The sequence below is a fragment of the Shewanella spartinae genome (assembly GCF_019457555.1).
In the GTDB taxonomy this organism is placed as follows: domain Bacteria; phylum Pseudomonadota; class Gammaproteobacteria; order Enterobacterales; family Shewanellaceae; genus Shewanella; species Shewanella loihica.
In genome coordinates, this window is the sequence record NZ_CP080418.1 from 3,798,159 (window position 1) to 3,813,402 (window position 15,244).

Genomic DNA, 15,244 nt, shown 5'->3' on the forward strand with positions numbered 1-15,244 from the left:
TTGCCTATTAGTCAGTGTAGCTCGGCCAGCCCAATGCGGCGCCAAGCCAAACTTACAGACTTGCACCAATGCAAGCCATGGCGGCACCAAGTTGGTGAGCCCTGTGCGCAATGTCACACTTGTCAGACGCAATCAAAAACCATTAATAACCATAAAAATCAATTAATTAATAACATTTGAAAAAGTTGGCACAAAACTTACATATTACTTTGTGGGTAGTCGTTGGGGCGGGCAGAATTGCCAAAGGTAAATGAAGCACCATCCCATAAGGAGTTGTAGATGAAACCTTGGTTAATGGCGGTCAGCCGCTTCGAAGATTGGCAGTTTATCTTTCACCTCGGCATCAGCCAGTGGGATGTCGAATAGGCTAACACGCGGATTCATCCATAAGGAGTCACAGATGAGTACAGTATCTAAGAGTATCACGCCTAAGATGGCAGAGCGGATCGTCGCCGAAGTCAAAGGGAACAACTGCCTGTTATCGGATGTCGCCAAACAGTTTGGCGTCTCCACCAAGACGGTCTACCAACTGGTTCGCCAGAGTGAGCAGCAAGGCGGGCGCGTGGGCGTGCTGCGCGCCGAGATCGACCGGCTCACCATGCAACTCAATCAGCTCATGCGTGAACTCAAGCTTATCCAAGGATAAACCTCTATTCACCAAGAGCTAAGTCGATTCGCTAAGAGCTAAATAGAATCGCCAAGGGCTTAATCGATTCGCCAAGGGCTAGGGAAGGCAAGATAACAAGATGGAAACAGAATAAGTGGTCTGCAGGAAGCATGTGATTTCAGGTTAGAGGGCAGCAAACATAATAGCCTAAGTCGAGGGCCAGAGACCTACGACGGGCCTGAATCGCAAAACCATTTAAAAAGAGGTGTTTTACAGGTGGCACCTCTAGCGCTCCCCCAAAGGCGCTTTCGCCTGGTGATAGGCAGGATGCTCTATCACCAGGTTTTTTCTTTTAAGTGAAGCCTCTCCGACAGCCCCAAAAAAATTTTCAGTTTATTTAACCCCTTTTCAGAAATCCTGCGTCTATATGCTCAAACAACCGATTCTTATCTACTGATTTGTCACTATTACGTGCGTTTGGAGTATTCGATGAAAAAGACCCTGATTGCCACCCTATTTGGTTCATTGGTTTTCACCGGCAGCCTGCTTGCTTTACCTAACGCGGCCGCCGCAGAGCTAAACTTCCCCCATATCGAAACCGTCGGTACCAGCGAGCTGGTCGTCAAAGCCGACATGGCCGAGCTAACCGTCGAGGTGGTGACTAAGTCCGACAACCCGGCCAAGGCCAAGGCGGGATCAGACAAGGCGGTCAGCGACTTCCTGGCCAGATTAGCCAAGGCGGGGATCGCACGCGAGGATGTTCAGAGCGCCAACCTGAATCTGCGTCCCGACTATCTGTACGACCCTGAGACGCGCACCAACAAGGAGATTGGCTACCTCGCCAGCCGCCAGGTGGTGGTCACACTAAGGGCACTGGACAAGCTCAACGACCTGCTCGACAGCGCGTTGCAGCAAGGGATCAACCGCATCCATCAGATCAACTTCAAATCCAGCAAGGAGGCCGAGATGATTGAACAGGCCAGGCTGATGGCAATTAAAGACGCCAAGCAGAAGGCCGCCGCCCTGGCCGAAGGCTTCGGCGAGCGTCTGGATGGCGTATGGGAGATCCGCTATCAGGCTCAGGGAGCTGTGCGCCCCATGGTGTATAAGATGAGCGCCGCAGCCCGTGGTGATGTGGCCGAGAGTTATCAGGAGGCCCAGACCAGCATCAGCGATCGCGTCGAGGTGATCTACCGCCTCAAGTAATGGCTCATAGAAGGCTTAGTCTATACAAGGCTTAGACCTTCAGGCCCGCTGGCTGACACCGGCGGGCTTTTACATGTGTTATGCTCAGCTAACTCCCAGTACCTGAGCCTTATCCGCTATCCCCATGTCTACACTCAAACGCCTGTGCCATCTCTTAAGCCTAGCCCTGTTACTCGTCGTCCTCTCCGGCTGCTCAGATAAGCAGACAAGCCAGCCACCGCAGAGCCTCAAGCGTCTGGTGGAGGACAATCTGGTGGCGGGGCTACTGGCAGAGGATGCCAGCCTGGCCGTCACATTGAGTCGAAGTCGGGATCTCAGCGTCTGGAGCCTCCCCGAGGGCAAGCAGCGCTTTCACTGGCCGGCTACCGCCTTCGAGCATCCGGGTTATCAGCTGGCCTTATCGGGCAACAAGCGCTATCTGGCCTATGGCGGCAAACGCCAAATTACTCTGATAGATATTCAGCAGGGCAATATCCAGCTGACCTGGCAGGTCAATGGCTTTGACGACTACGCCAGCATCTCGACCCTAGCACTCAATCAGTCGGGCAGTCGCATCGCCATCGGCATGAACGAAGGCAGCGTGATCTTGGTGGATTTCACGGCGCAGCAGTTTTCCCTGTTTAAACAACACGACGCCGAGGTGGCTTTCCTCGCCTTTGGCGCCTCGGATGAGCGTCTGTTATCGGCAGGCCATGATGGCAAGGTGCTCTGGTGGGTCAGTGGCAGCGGCGAGTTAATAAAGCAGTTCTCCCTGCCCCAGCGCATCACCAGCCTAGCGTTTGATGAGGCCGATAGACGCCTCTTCTTCGCCGACAACCTGGACAATCATCAACTGCTGGCATTCGACACTGGCGAGGCATTGAGTCAGCTGAACTACTTCGAGCGCTACCGCTATTTTCGCCGCGCCAGCTTCATTCACAGGGGCGATGAGTTGATCACCGCCACCTCGAAACAGACTATCTTTCGCTGGCAGGTCGCCACAGGTAAGGAGCTAGAACGCTGGCAGCTCACTCCCTTCTCCATGGGCACAACCGTCATGGATATGGTGAGCCATGGTGGGCAGCTCATCACCCTCAGCTCAGACGGCGCCCTAGAGCAGTGGAAGTTGGGCGCTGGGAATTGAGCACTGGGAATAGAGTTAAGCACTAGCCCTTAGCTGTCGCTATTGAGCCCAAGTCGCTTGGCCAGGGGCTCTATGGCCGCCCCCTGCAGCAGGATGGAGAAGAGCACGATGAAAAACACCAGGTGCACCATCTCCACCGCCCCCTCGACACCGGCCGCCGCCGGGATCAGCGAGAAGACGATAGGGGTCGCCCCCTTGAGACCTATGGAGGAGATAAACAGCCGCTTCTTCCAGCTCGCCTGACGAAACGGCAGGTAACAGATCTGCACCGCCAAGGGCCTGGCCACCAGCATCAGCAACGCCGCCGGGATAAGCGACAGGAAGAACACACTAAACAGGGTCTGGGGGAAGATCTGCAGCCCGAGTATGATGAACATCAGCGACTGCGCCAGCCAGGAGAGGCTGTTAAAGAAATGCCGCGTCACCTCCACGCCCCGACGTATGCCGTTGCCCATCACCACGCCACACACATAGGAGGCGATCAGGATATTGCCGCCGGCCAGCTCGCTGCCATAGGCCGCCAGCACAAAACTGGCGAGCACAAATACGGGGATCAGGCCATATTCCTCCAGATGTATGCTGTTCAGCGCCCACACCGCCAGCCTGGCCACCACGAAGGCGACGCCTATCCCTAAGGCGATCTGCAAGCCTAGCATCTGGCCTATTGCCCAGGCCGATACCGGCGCATCCGGCGCCAGAGCGATACCTGTGAGTATCATCACCATCACCAGGGCGACCGGGTCGTTGGTGGCCGACTCGAACTCCAGCACGGTATCCGTGCGCTCCTTGAGCTTGAGCTTCTTCGACTCCAGAATCGAGAACACGGCCGCCGCATCGGTCGAGGAGACCACGGCGGCAAACAGCAGGCAGATCACTAGGCTCCAGTCGGTCAATGGATAGAGGAGCGCGCCCAGAATAAGCGTGGTCAGCAGCACCCCGAAGGTTGCCAGCACCCCGCCCTCCTTGTAGGCCAGCTTGATGCTCTCCGTCTTGGTATTAATGCCGCCGACGAAGACGATCATGTTTAGGGCGACCGCCCCGACCGTGGAGGTCAGGGTGAGGTTATCGTAGACAAAATTAAACTCGCCATTGCCCAGGCTCAGGCCCACGCCCATGAAGATCAACAGACTGGGCAACCCCAGGGTCTTTGAGGGGTGATGCAACAGGATCCCCACGGCAATCAGCGCGGCGATCCCTAACAAGATAACCTGGTAGGACATAGGTCTCCTTCTGGCAGATGAATAGGCTGGGACAATCAGATTTGCCCCCCTATTTTAGCAGAGGATCTATTAATTGGAGATGAGTTAAATGATTGATTAACTGTTTTTAATTGAAAAAAAAGCCCGAACTGAGTCGGGCTTACTTATCGCTATTTGGCCTTGGATGCCAGATAGGGTTTCACCAGCAGGAAGACCCCCACCAGCAGGAAAGGAATACTCAGCATCTGACCGGCGCTCATGGTCCAGTCCTGGGCATACGCCGCCTGCTTCACCTTGACGAACTCTATGGCAAAACGGGCACTGAACACCCACACCAGGAAGAGGCCGAACAGGGCGCCCTGCTTCTGCTTCATCTCTGTGGTCTTGTAGATAGCCCAAAGGGCGATGAAGATGCTCAGGTAGGCCAGCGCCTCATACAGCTGGGCCGGATGGCGCGGCAACATGTCCACCCGCTCGAAGACGATGGCCCAGGGCTTGTCGCTCGGCACGCCCAGGATCTCAGAATTGACGAAGTTGGCCATGCGCACGAAGAAGCCGAAGATGGCCGTGGCGATCGCCAGCCGATCCAGCAGGAAGAGGAAAGGTAGCTTCATCTTGCGATGATAATAGTAGAGCGCCAGGATCGCCCCCAGGCCGCCGCCATGGCTGGCCAGGCCGCCTTCCCAGATCGCCAGAATCTTAGCCGGGTGCGCGAAGTAGTAGCTGGGATCGTAAAACAACACATGGGCCAGACGCGCGCCCACCACTATGCCGATAACGCAGTAGATCAAGAGGTTATCCAGTGACTCCACATCCAGGCCTTCGCGCACATAGATGCGTTTCATCACCTGAAAGCCCGCGAAGATCGCGCTAGCAAACAGGACTCCGTACCAATGTATTGTCAGCCCCATGAAAGAGACCAACACAGGGTCCATATTCCAAATAAAGTGATCCAAAAACCTAAACTCCCTCGCCTGAGGCCGACTGACCTGGTGAATAACGCTGCTGACAGGCAGTTTTACGCGCTTCGACTTGCATATTCAAGGTCTTGTGGCGATTTTCAACATACAGATACAAAAAAGCCCGGAAGAAATCTCCCAGGCTTTTGGTGATGGTTCGCAAACCCGGGGGATTTAGTCCCCAGCTCGCAAACAGGAGCGATTTAGTCCACCAGGCTCTCGAACAGCGTCTTAAACTTGGCCAGCCCCTCGGCCATGATCTCATCGCTGATGGTCAACGCCGGCAGGAAGCGGATCACGTTGCCGTAGAAGCCACAGGCCAGCAGCACCAGGCCATGGGCCGCGGCGTTGGCAATGATCGCCTGGGTCAATGCCGTGTTCGGCTGCTCACTGTCACCATCGATCACCAACTCCATGGCGATCATGGCGCCTTGATTGCGCACCTCGCCAATCAGCTGTGGATACTGCTCCTTGAGGGCAGAGAGCGCCTGATTGAAGGTGTCGCCTATCTTAACGGCACGCTCCACCAACTGCTCCTCTTGCATCACCTCGAGTACCGCCAGCGCCGCCACGCAGCCCACGGGTGAGCCGCCATAGGTGCCGCCAAGGCCACCCGGCAATGGTGCGTCCATGATCTCGCTCTTACCCACCACGGCGGCAAGTGGGAAGCCACCGGCGATCCCCTTGGCCATGGTCATCAGATCCGGCTCGACGCCCGCGTGCTCGCAGCTAAACATCTTGCCGGTACGACCGAAACCAGTCTGGATCTCATCCATCACCAACACGATACCGTGCTGGTCACACAATGCCCTGAGCGCCTGTAAGAACTCAGGCGGCGCGGCGTAGAAACCGCCCTCACCCTGCACAGGCTCGACCACGATCGCCGCCACATCACAAGGGGCGATATCCACCTTAAACAGATGCTCAATCGCCTTGAGGGAGTCTTTCACGCTCACGCCATGGAAGGCCACAGGATAAGGCGCGTGGAAGATATCCCCGGCGAAGGGGCCAAACTGATGCTTATAGGGAGTGATCTTACCCGTCAGCGCCATGGTCAGGTTGGTGCGGCCATGGAAGCCACCGTTGAAGGCGATCACGCCGCGACGCCCTGTGTGGGCCCTGGCGATCTTGACGCAGTTTTCCACCGCCTCGGCGCCCGTGGTCACGAAGATAGCCTTCTTGTCGCTGTCGCCAGGGGCGATGCGATTAAGCTGCTCCGCCAGGGCTACCGCCGACTCATAAGGATTCACCATCACGCAGGTGTGGCTGAAGTTATCCAGCTGCGCCTTGACCGCCGCCACCACCTTGGGATGGCTATGGCCAGTGTTACACACGGCGATCCCGGTGCCGAAGTCGATGTAGCGCTTGCCCTCGACATCCCACAGCTCGGCATTTAACGCCCGCTCCACATAGACGGAATAGGCGTTACCCTGTCCCCTGGCGATTGCCTGTACCTTACGTGCCTGTAATTCTGCGTTGCTCATCGTCTCTATCCTTACTTCTATTTATCCAGGCCACCGAGGCACAGGTATTTAATTTCCAGATAATCGTCCAGGCCATACTTGGAGCCTTCACGGCCATTGCCCGACTGCTTCACCCCGCCAAAAGGTGCGGCGGCGTTGGAGATGATCCCCTCGTTGACGCCCACCATGCCATACTCCAGCCCCTCGGCGACGCGGAAGATGCGGCCGATATCCCGGGCGTAGAAATAGGCGGCCAGGCCATATTCGGTATCGTTGGCCATGGCCAGCGCTTCGGCCTCGCTATCGAAGCTGATGATAGGGGTGACGGGACCGAAGATCTCGTTGCGAGCCAATGGCATCTCGTTGGTCACATCGGTGACGATCACGGGTGCCAGGAAGCTCTCGCCCAGTTCACTCGGCTGACCGCCGGTCACCAGCTTGGCGCCGCTTGCCACAGTATCATCCACCAGCTTAAGCACGTTTTTCACTGCATCTTTGGAGATCATAGGGCCGACGGTCACGCCATCGCCCAGGCCATCGCCCAACTTGAGATTGGCCACGGCGGCGGTAAATTTTTCGGTAAAGGCCGCGGCAACTCCCTTCTGCACGAAAATACGATTGGTGCAGACACAGGTTTGCCCAGCGTTGCGATACTTGGAGATCAGGGCGCCCTGCACTGCGGCATCGATATCGGCGTCGTCGAACACGATAAAGGGCGCGTTGCCCCCCAGCTCCATGGAGACCTTCTTCACGCTGGTCGCGCACTGGGCCAGCAAGATCTTACCCACGGCGGTAGAACCGGTGAAGGTAAACTTGGCCACGTCCTGATGCTGGGTCAGCACCTTGCCCATGCCCACGGCATCTTCGCCCACCACTATGTTGAACACCCCGGCAGGGATACCGGCGCGCTCGGCCAGCTCGGCCATCGCCAAGGCAGACAGCGGCGTCAGCGGTGAAGGGCGTGCCACGAAGGTACAACCGGCCGCCAGCGCAGCCGCCGCCTTCCGGGCGATCATGGCGTTAGGGAAGTTCCAAGGGGTGATTGAGGCCACCACACCCACAGGCTGCTTGATCACCAAAATACGCTTGTCGTTAGCAGGCGCCGGAATAGTGTCACCATAGACACGCTTGCCCTCCTCGGCGAACCAGTCGATAAAGGCTGCGCCGTAGGCGATCTCCCCCTTGGCCTCGGCCAGGGGCTTACCCTGCTCCAGGGTCAGCAAGCGGCCCAGATCTTCCTGGTGCTCCATCATCAGGTTGAACCATTTACGCATCAGGGCGGCGCGCTCGTTAGCCGAACGCTTAGACCACTCCGGCAGTGCCCGCTTGGCGGCCAATATCGCCTCCTGGGTATCATCGAGACTGGCGTCAACCACCTGGGCGATCACCTCCTGGCTGGCCGGATTCACCACGTCGAAGCGCTGCTCGCCCGCCGTCCATCTGCCATCGATATAGGAGGAAAGTTTGATTAACTGAGTGTCTTTAATTCCCTGCATAACAGTTCCCTGCATAAATAGTTCGAATCTAAAGGGCTACGCCAGAGCTTGAATCAAGACGGGCGCGCTAATTTCTCTATTGAATAGCAAAACTAACTCGGGTTAAATACCAAATATTCAACAAAAAGTTTGAAGCTGATAAAACTAATGAGCAAACAGTCCATCATCCCTAAGGCGATCACCGAATACGATCTCAGATTACTGCGCATCTTTCGTACCGTGGTCGAGAATGGTGGCTTCGCCGCCGCAGAGAATGAACTCGGGGTCACCCGCTCCACCATCAGCGTACACATGTCTAACCTTGAGAGTCGCATGAAGCTCAAGCTGTGTAGCCGGGGACGGGGCGGATTTGCCCTCACGGAGGCTGGCCAGGCCGTGTATCACGCCTGTATCGAACTATTCGATTCCCTCAACGATTTCTCGATGTTTGTTAACAACTTGGGGGAAGAGTTGATCGGCGAACTGGTGATCCTCTGCGCCGATCAGCTGGACTACGGCATGCAGCAGAAGCTGGCCCAGGTGATCGCCTACATACACCAACGCCAGCCCCAGCTACACCTTATTCTAGACGGCGAGGCGCTGCACCAGATTGAGAAGTCGCTGCTACAGGACAAGGCCCACGTCGGCCTCTTGCCCAGCTATCAACAGATCCAGGGCCTCAACTATCAGACCATCTTCAGCGAGCCCATCTACCTGTGTTGCAGCGCCAAGCATCCCTACTTTCATCTGAGCGACGAGGAGATCAGCGCCGAGATGCTGGCCAAGACCCCCTCTATCCACCCAGGCGTCGATATCGACCCCGAGGGCAGAGAGCAGCTCAAACGCCTCAACCTGTCGGCCAAGGCGTATCAGTTTGATACTCGTAAAACCTTAATTCTATCGGGTTGCTACATAGGTTACCTGCCCCTGAGCTACATTCAGGAGGAGCTGAAACAGCAGGAGATCAAGATCATTCACGGGGATGAGGCCTGTTACCAGTTCAACCTCTCCATGGTAGTCAAGCAGTCGGCGCGGGAGAGCGCCAAGGTAGAGCTGCTGACCCAGGCCTTCAACGAAGTGTTTGGCCTGGATAAGCCACGAGGCGAGCAGAGATAAAGGGGCTAAAACTTCTCCAGCAGCGACTTGTCGAAATCCTCTGGGCCGATATTAAGCCCAAGCTCGGCGATACGCGCCTTAACTGCCTCTAATTCCTTATCGACCTGGCTCAGGGTCAATGTGTTGTCGTCCAGCAGATAAACCAGTTTCTGGCTGCTGAAATAGAACACCTGTATGGTGAGGGCGTCGATGTCGTTACGCTCGCCCGCCTGTTTGATCTGCTTAAACTTGCGGTAGATGCGGTTCTGCAGCGCCTTGAGCCTAGACACATAATAGATCTCGCGAAAGTACGCTTTGTGTCGCTGTTGGTAGAGCCCCAAGGCGCAGATGCCAAAGCCTATCAACACGCCGAAGAAATTCAGGTGCAGGTTGCCGGTAGACTCGCCGCTAACCACCTCCTGATTGCCAAACAAGGCGATCAACAGCTGCCCAGATACCAGAGACAGCAGAGCCAAACTGGCGATAAACACCGCTATCACCCGATTTAAGTGCTGGCGATAACGCGCCTTATCCACCTCGACTAACATCATTTTTTCGATTTCCACTAAGCCACATGAGGCGCAAGCCTAGCATGAGTAATAAGTTAAGTGACAGTTTTAACAAGATAAAAAATTTGATCTCTCGGCTTAAGCTAGGCAAGTTAATAACTTGTTACCGCAAGATGTTAACAGGCTTGTCAGAGGATTTAACAGCAACCAAACATTTAGCAGTAAAAACATCTAGACGTCTAAATTGACAGACGTCTTTCGATCTCATATCCTCTCACCTATTGAGATGTCCCATTTCGCAAAAAAGCGAGATGTTCCAGCTAGGAGGGCAAGGGAACGAGCATCCAGTTTTAATGACACGTCTCCGCGGAGACGTTTAGCGAGAAGAGAGAGCGTTTTGACAACACCAACACAAACCACGGCCCCCAAGGCATCGTTTATCGCCCTACTGCCACTATTCCTGTTTCTGGCCCTGTTTATCGGTGCCGGCGTCTATTTCCAGAGCCAGGGCGTCGACTTTGCCTTCTATCAGCTGCCGAGCGTGGTCGCCATCCTGCCCGCCATCATACTGGCGCTGCTGATCTCGAAAGAGAAGCTGAACCAGAGCATAGAGACCTTCATCGGTGGCATAGGCCACTCCAACATCATCGCCATGTGTCTTATCTACCTGCTGGCAGGTGCCTTTGCCTCTGTGGCCAAGGCCACTGGCGGCGTGGATGCTACCGTAGCGCTGGGCCTGTCGCTTGTGCCCTCTAACCTGCTGCTACCCGGTTTCTTCGTGATCGCCGCCTTCATTGCCACCGCCATGGGTACCTCTATGGGCACCATAGCCGCGGTTGCCCCCATCGCACTGGGCGTGGCCGAAGAGGCGCAGATCGATCTGGCGCTGATGGCCGGGGCCGTGATCTCAGGTGCCCTGTTTGGTGACAACCTGTCGATCATCTCTGACACCACCATTGCCGCGACCCGTACCCAGGGCTGTGAGATGAAAGACAAGTTCAGAGAAAACCTGATCTTCGCCATTCCCGCCTCGCTGATCACCCTGGTAATGTTCACCCTCGCCGGACAAGGCCAGGCCGATGTGGCGCCGCAGCAGATAGATTTTCTTAAGGTTGTCCCCTACCTCACCATCTTGGTACTGGCGGTCGCCGGGCTAAACGTGTTCGTGGTGCTGACCGTGGGCATCTTGCTGGCTGGCATCACCGGCTTTGCCACCCTGGACTACGGCCTGATCCAATTTGGTAAGGATATCTACGCCGGCTTTAGCAACATGCAGGAGATCTTCATCCTCTCAATGCTGGTCGGTGGCCTGGCGGCCCTGATGCAGCAACAGGGTGGCCTGGCATTTGTGAGCAAGCAGATTGAGAAGCTGATCGTTCGCTTCTCCAGCGCCAAGGGCGAGGCCTCGACCCGCGCCTCTGAGCTGGGCATGGCAGGCATAGTTGCCCTGACCAACACCTGTGTGGCCAACAATACCGTCTCTATCGTGGTGACCGGCGATATCGCCAAAGATCTGGCCGAGAAGCATGAGGTTACCCCTAAGCGCGCCGCCAGTATCTTGGATATCTTCTCCTGCATCATTCAGGGGTTGATCCCTTACGGTGCCCAGGCGCTACTGATCGCCTCCACCTTCAGCATCAGCCCGCTACAGGCGGTTGCCCACGCCTGGTACTGCATGATCCTCGCCATTGTCGCCATCGCCATAGTGGTACTGCGCAAGCGTCACTAAGCTGGATTTGTGCGCCCTGATCATGGGCGCACGGATCAATTTGTGACAATCCTCACCTTAACAGTTCCACTCTATGGGGGTTTTCACTTAAACTAATGCCATAGGGATATAATTGCGACGCAGTGAATTAGGTTAAGCATTTACTGAAATTAGCCATGCGTCGAAACGAAAGGAGTACCAAAAATGTACTCCTTTTTTATATTCAAAAAATAACAATAAATGGCATCGCTATGGCCCTACACCAACCCATAAACTATGACCTGCAGCGCATGGTGGTCTTCACCATTCTGACCGGTGCGCTCATCTCTGCCCTGGGCATCTCTATCTCCCTGTTCGCCAAATTTCAGGTGATGGGACTGGAGGCCTTTAACCAAAGGCCGGATCTGCTGGGCAACTATGTGGACTCCCCCCTGGCCTATATCTTCAACATGGGACTTATCCTGGCAGGCTCTTGCATACTGCTGGCCATGTACGGCCTGTTGCAGCTCAAGCTGGGACACTTTGGCAACTATATCGCCTTCGCTGGCTTTGTGGTGGGGGTGACTATCATCCTCATCGGCATCTACCCGATCAACTACCTCAAAGAGCACAGGCTGTTTTCCACCATCTTCCTGATCGCCACCATCATCCTCTATTTCCTGACCCTCTCGGCCAGGGTCAACCATAAGGCAATCTGTTCGACGCCGCTGTTTATCGTTAGCGGCCTGGGCCTGACGGCCGCCAGCAGCCTGGCCCTCATGGTGGATTGGGGAATACTCGACTTCGCCCCCTGCAGCCACCACGACGGCTCAATTTGCGGCGTCGCCTTTGCTATGTGGGCCCAGACCAATCTGGTGATGATCTGGTGTGTCACCCTGGCGCTCACCATCAAGAAGCTCGCCAGACACAGCTATCAGGACAACCTGATCAGCCAAGTCTCGGCCCACGGCTAGGCGCGTCGATGCGCCTCGCCCAGTACCTGGCCTTAACTGGACGCTGCTCGCGCCGCGCCGCATCGAGACTGATCCGCGACGGGCGAGTCAGCCTGGGCGATCGGCTCGCCAAACACACAGACAGCATAGAGCTGATAGAGACGCCCGCAGGCACACAGGCATCGCTCAGCGTCTGTGTCGATGGCGAGCCTCTGCCCCCTATCGCCGACAAGGCCTACTGGATATTCAACAAGGCTGTGGGGACTGACTGCCGCCTGCTGGCAGAGGATACAACCAGCCTGATCCATCTGCTGCCACAGCAGCCGCGACTCTACCCCGTGGGACGGCTGGATAAAGACTCCAGGGGGCTGCTGCTACTCACCAACGATGGTGAGCTGACCCAGCGCCTGATGCACCCCAGTTTTGCCCACCACAAACGCTACCATGTCAGGCTAGACAGGCCCTTCGATGATGATTTTGTGGTTCAGATGGCTGCGGGGGTCAGCTATAAGGATGTCACCACACTCCCCTGTCAGGTGACTCGCCTAAGCCCGGACAGCTTCGAGATAGTCCTCACCCAGGGGCTCAACCGCCAGATCCGCCGCATGAGTCAGTCCCTCGGCCACAAGGTAATAGACCTTGAGCGCGTCGCCATCGAATCCTTAACCCTGGACGAACTGCCAGAAGGCGAGATGCGACCGCTGACCGCGCAGGAAGTCGCTGCACTCAAGGAGAGTATCACCTAAAGTGGACCGCTACTGTTGGCAGGCTCTTCTTAGCAGCCTGTTAGTCTGTTTATCCCAACTTCCTCTTATCATCGCTTTACTCTTTTTCTCGTATTCCTTCACTCTTGGATCTTGCATCTAGGGCTCGCTCCATTTCCCCATGATTCAAATCTGAATTAATCTCTTGATTAAGGGCGACATCACATTCCCTGTCATAAGCGAGCGCTATAGTGATTATTGCGCGAGAAAACGATATAAAAATAAAACTCACTAGGGGGTTACATGACATCGACAGAAACGAGCGAGCAGATCACAGAGAAGCAGCGCGGATTTTGGCTAAGCGCCTTCTTAGTGCTGATGTTTATCGCCAATCCGCTGACCGCCATCACCTACTTCGCCAACCCACAAGCCATCACAGAGATCTACCCCAGCGCCAGCACCGGCATACTCTATTTTCTCGGAGTGATGAGCCTGGTGAATGTCGTCCTGGCCACCATGATCTGGCGATGGAAGAAGCTAGGCGTATATGGTTTCTACTGCGTCATCGCCATCGGATTTGTCATCAACCTCTATATCGGCATTGGTGTTATGGGCTCATTGACTGGGCTGCTCGGCGGCGCGCTCGTCTTCGTGACCACCAAGAAACGATGGGAACATTTTTCTTAAGCACTAGCCTGCTTAAAGGGGCTTTGTTGGGGGGCTTAGTTGGGTGAATAGTTGCTAGAGTAACTTCCGGCTTAATTCGTATTGGGTTGGTGATTGAAGGTCGAACCTTCATGGCTAACTAACGCCAGCCCGGCGGGGGATGTACATGGAAGTACCCATGTCGTGATCACAGGGTCAGTGATGCTCCCTGCATCAGGCCGACATTCTCCATATCCCTATGGGTCAGATATGAAAGAACGACGTATATGCAGATACGCCTGTGGCACGCTACGCGCAATCTGACCTGAATGGATGTTGGGGAGGTAAATGAAGGCCTTATCTTCATGACTATCTATCACCTGCGGTGGGCTTATGTGCAAACACGTTTTTGGCACGCTATGAATATATCCCTATACGCTTCACGGCGGCGTCCATGCCGCCGAGAGCCAAAAACGTGTTTACACTGGATATCAAACGCCTCTTCGATTTGGCGGTATTTCATGTGGAAACGGATCAAAAATCTAACTTAGTTTTGCCCCATAACGAATTTCACACTAAGCCGTCCTTCGAATTCCCTCGATCCTTGTTAAGCAAATTTTAGTAATAATACTGAGTGCCCATTGAACAAAGTCCATTCCATCTCTTATATGTATGGCAATCGTATTTTTCCAAAGTTATAAAATATGAATACCTTTTCTTTGGAAGAGTAATATCATTTTGTCCCGATAATATCTATAAGTGTCCATATAGCCACTTTTGTGGCTATATCCCCTTGCATAAAATGGCTCCACAAAAACAATTCTGGAGCAATAATATGAAAATCACTCAAATTCGTAACGCAACTCAAATTATCAACTATGCAGGGAAACGATTCCTTGTTGATCCAATGCTGGCACCAAAAAACACTTATCCGGGGTTTGGCGGGACAGTGAACTCTGATTTGCGCAACCCAACGGTTGAGCTGCCACTCTCAATTGAAGAAATTATTAATGTTGATGCTGTGCTACTGACCCACACTCACCCAGATCACTGGGATGCAACCGCTGTCAATGTGATCCCTAAAGACAAGCTGATTTTTGTACAACACGAAGGTGATGAGCAAATTCTGCGTTCTCAAGGTTTTACTAATCTCCAGATTTTCTCTGAAGAGACCGACTACAACGGCATTTCTTTCACTCGTACTGCATGTCAGCATGGCTCTGACGCTGCTTACGAAAATAAGGAACTGGGAGAAATGCTGGCTGAAGTAACCGGCGTCATACTATCTCATTCAGATGAAGAAAAGCTCTATCTGGCCGGAGATACCATCTGGACACAGACGGTAGAAGAAACAATGAAACGTGAACAGCCAGACGTGATCATTCTGAATACCGGCTGGGCTCACGTGATTGGCTATGGCCCGATCATCATGGGTAAAGAAGATGTATTAAAAACGCACGTTGTTCTTCCTCAGGCAAAAATTGTTGCTACTCATATGGGCGCAGTAAACCACGCACTCGTGACGAGACAGGAGCTTCGCGACTATGCAGAAATCAATTTACTGACTGATTTCGTGTATATCCCGGAAGATGGTGAGACTGTCATTCTGTAGTTTCCAA

General features: G+C 54.6%; 14 protein-coding genes. 9 read left to right on the plus strand and 5 right to left on the minus strand.

The features are described from left to right. Nucleotides 1-400: 400 nt before the first annotated feature. The 3 genes from K0I31_RS16455 to K0I31_RS16465 all read left to right on the plus strand — a co-directional run bounded on the left by K0I31_RS16455 (nt 401) and on the right by K0I31_RS16465 (nt 2,936). Entirely contained in the window at nt 401-646 is a 246-nt protein-coding gene (locus tag K0I31_RS16455) for a hypothetical protein (protein ID WP_011866963.1), read from the plus strand. Between the two features lie 450 nt (nt 647-1,096). Next, nucleotides 1,097-1,813: an oxidative stress defense protein gene (locus tag K0I31_RS16460; protein WP_220079080.1), complete on the plus strand. Its 717-nt coding sequence runs from the start codon at nt 1,097-1,099 to the stop codon at nt 1,811-1,813. Nucleotides 1,814-1,937: 124 nt separating this feature from the next. After that, entirely contained in the window at nt 1,938-2,936 is a 999-nt protein-coding gene (locus K0I31_RS16465) for a WD40 repeat domain-containing protein (protein WP_220079081.1), read from the plus strand. Nucleotides 2,937-2,965: 29 nt separating this feature from the next. Here K0I31_RS16465 and K0I31_RS16470 read toward each other — a convergent pair whose 3' ends face one another. The 4 genes from K0I31_RS16470 to K0I31_RS16485 form a co-directional block, all read right to left on the minus strand. Continuing rightward, the gene (locus K0I31_RS16470; RefSeq protein WP_144202141.1) at nt 2,966-4,156 is read right to left on the minus strand and encodes a potassium/proton antiporter; all 1,191 of its coding nucleotides are present in this window, start codon (nt 4,154-4,156) and stop codon (nt 2,966-2,968) included. Nucleotides 4,157-4,305: 149 nt separating this feature from the next. Further along, nucleotides 4,306-5,070: a prolipoprotein diacylglyceryl transferase gene (gene lgt, locus K0I31_RS16475; protein WP_011866967.1), complete on the minus strand. Its 765-nt coding sequence runs from the start codon at nt 5,068-5,070 to the stop codon at nt 4,306-4,308. A gap of 227 nt (nt 5,071-5,297) precedes the next feature. Next, nucleotides 5,298-6,578, minus strand: coding sequence for a 4-aminobutyrate--2-oxoglutarate transaminase (gabT, locus tag K0I31_RS16480; RefSeq protein WP_220079082.1), 1,281 nt, complete (start codon nt 6,576-6,578; stop codon nt 5,298-5,300). 17 nt (nt 6,579-6,595) lie between these two features. Then, nucleotides 6,596-8,053 (minus strand): NAD-dependent succinate-semialdehyde dehydrogenase, encoded by a 1,458-nt coding sequence (locus K0I31_RS16485; RefSeq protein WP_220079083.1) that lies wholly within the window; start codon nt 8,051-8,053, stop codon nt 6,596-6,598. A 147-nt stretch (nt 8,054-8,200) separates the two neighbouring features. Here K0I31_RS16485 and K0I31_RS16490 point away from each other — a divergent pair, with 147 nt between their 5' ends. After that, nucleotides 8,201-9,148, plus strand: coding sequence for a LysR family transcriptional regulator (locus K0I31_RS16490; protein ID WP_220072269.1), 948 nt, complete (start codon nt 8,201-8,203; stop codon nt 9,146-9,148). Between the two features lie 5 nt (nt 9,149-9,153). On the opposite strand, the gene K0I31_RS16495 is transcribed toward K0I31_RS16490, so the two are convergent. Further along, entirely contained in the window at nt 9,154-9,693 is a 540-nt protein-coding gene (locus K0I31_RS16495) for a DUF3087 domain-containing protein (RefSeq protein WP_258406526.1), read from the minus strand. Between the two features lie 340 nt (nt 9,694-10,033). On the opposite strand from K0I31_RS16495, the gene K0I31_RS16500 reads away from it, so the two are divergent. The 5 genes from K0I31_RS16500 (at nt 10,034) to K0I31_RS16520 (ending at nt 15,237) form a co-directional block, all read left to right on the plus strand. Continuing rightward, on the plus strand, nt 10,034-11,365 hold the full coding sequence (locus K0I31_RS16500; RefSeq protein WP_220079084.1) for a Na+/H+ antiporter NhaC family protein: 1,332 nt from the start codon (nt 10,034-10,036) through the stop codon (nt 11,363-11,365). A 230-nt stretch (nt 11,366-11,595) separates the two neighbouring features. Beyond that, nucleotides 11,596-12,297: a DUF998 domain-containing protein gene (locus tag K0I31_RS16505; RefSeq protein WP_258406321.1), complete on the plus strand. Its 702-nt coding sequence runs from the start codon at nt 11,596-11,598 to the stop codon at nt 12,295-12,297. Nucleotides 12,298-12,305: 8 nt separating this feature from the next. Further along, entirely contained in the window at nt 12,306-13,022 is a 717-nt protein-coding gene (locus K0I31_RS16510; protein ID WP_220079085.1) for a 23S rRNA pseudouridine(2604) synthase RluF, read from the plus strand. A gap of 261 nt (nt 13,023-13,283) precedes the next feature. Further along, the gene (locus K0I31_RS16515; RefSeq protein WP_220079086.1) at nt 13,284-13,667 is read left to right on the plus strand and encodes a hypothetical protein; all 384 of its coding nucleotides are present in this window, start codon (nt 13,284-13,286) and stop codon (nt 13,665-13,667) included. Nucleotides 13,668-14,460: 793 nt separating this feature from the next. Continuing rightward, the gene (locus tag K0I31_RS16520; protein ID WP_220079087.1) at nt 14,461-15,237 is read left to right on the plus strand and encodes an MBL fold metallo-hydrolase; all 777 of its coding nucleotides are present in this window, start codon (nt 14,461-14,463) and stop codon (nt 15,235-15,237) included. The last annotated feature ends 7 nt before the right edge of the window (nt 15,238-15,244 follow it).

Bases quoted from the DNA above. Each gene is read 5' to 3' on its own strand.
- K0I31_RS16455 (WP_011866963.1), top strand. From the start codon at position 401: ATGAGTACAGTATCTAAGAGTATCACGCCTAAGATGGCAGAGCGGATC.
- K0I31_RS16460 (WP_220079080.1), top strand. From the start codon at position 1,097: ATGAAAAAGACCCTGATTGCCACCCTATTTGGTTCATTGGTTTTCACC.
- K0I31_RS16465 (WP_220079081.1), top strand. From the start codon at position 1,938: ATGTCTACACTCAAACGCCTGTGCCATCTCTTAAGCCTAGCCCTGTTA.
- K0I31_RS16470 (WP_144202141.1), bottom strand. From the start codon at position 4,156: ATGTCCTACCAGGTTATCTTGTTAGGGATCGCCGCGCTGATTGCCGTG.
- lgt (WP_011866967.1), bottom strand. From the start codon at position 5,070: ATGGACCCTGTGTTGGTCTCTTTCATGGGGCTGACAATACATTGGTAC.
- gabT (WP_220079082.1), bottom strand. From the start codon at position 6,578: ATGAGCAACGCAGAATTACAGGCACGTAAGGTACAGGCAATCGCCAGG.
- K0I31_RS16485 (WP_220079083.1), bottom strand. From the start codon at position 8,053: ATGCAGGGAATTAAAGACACTCAGTTAATCAAACTTTCCTCCTATATC.
- K0I31_RS16490 (WP_220072269.1), top strand. From the start codon at position 8,201: ATGAGCAAACAGTCCATCATCCCTAAGGCGATCACCGAATACGATCTC.
- K0I31_RS16505 (WP_258406321.1), top strand. From the start codon at position 11,596: ATGGCCCTACACCAACCCATAAACTATGACCTGCAGCGCATGGTGGTC.
- K0I31_RS16510 (WP_220079085.1), top strand. From the start codon at position 12,306: ATGCGCCTCGCCCAGTACCTGGCCTTAACTGGACGCTGCTCGCGCCGC.
- K0I31_RS16515 (WP_220079086.1), top strand. From the start codon at position 13,284: ATGACATCGACAGAAACGAGCGAGCAGATCACAGAGAAGCAGCGCGGA.
- K0I31_RS16520 (WP_220079087.1), top strand. From the start codon at position 14,461: ATGAAAATCACTCAAATTCGTAACGCAACTCAAATTATCAACTATGCA.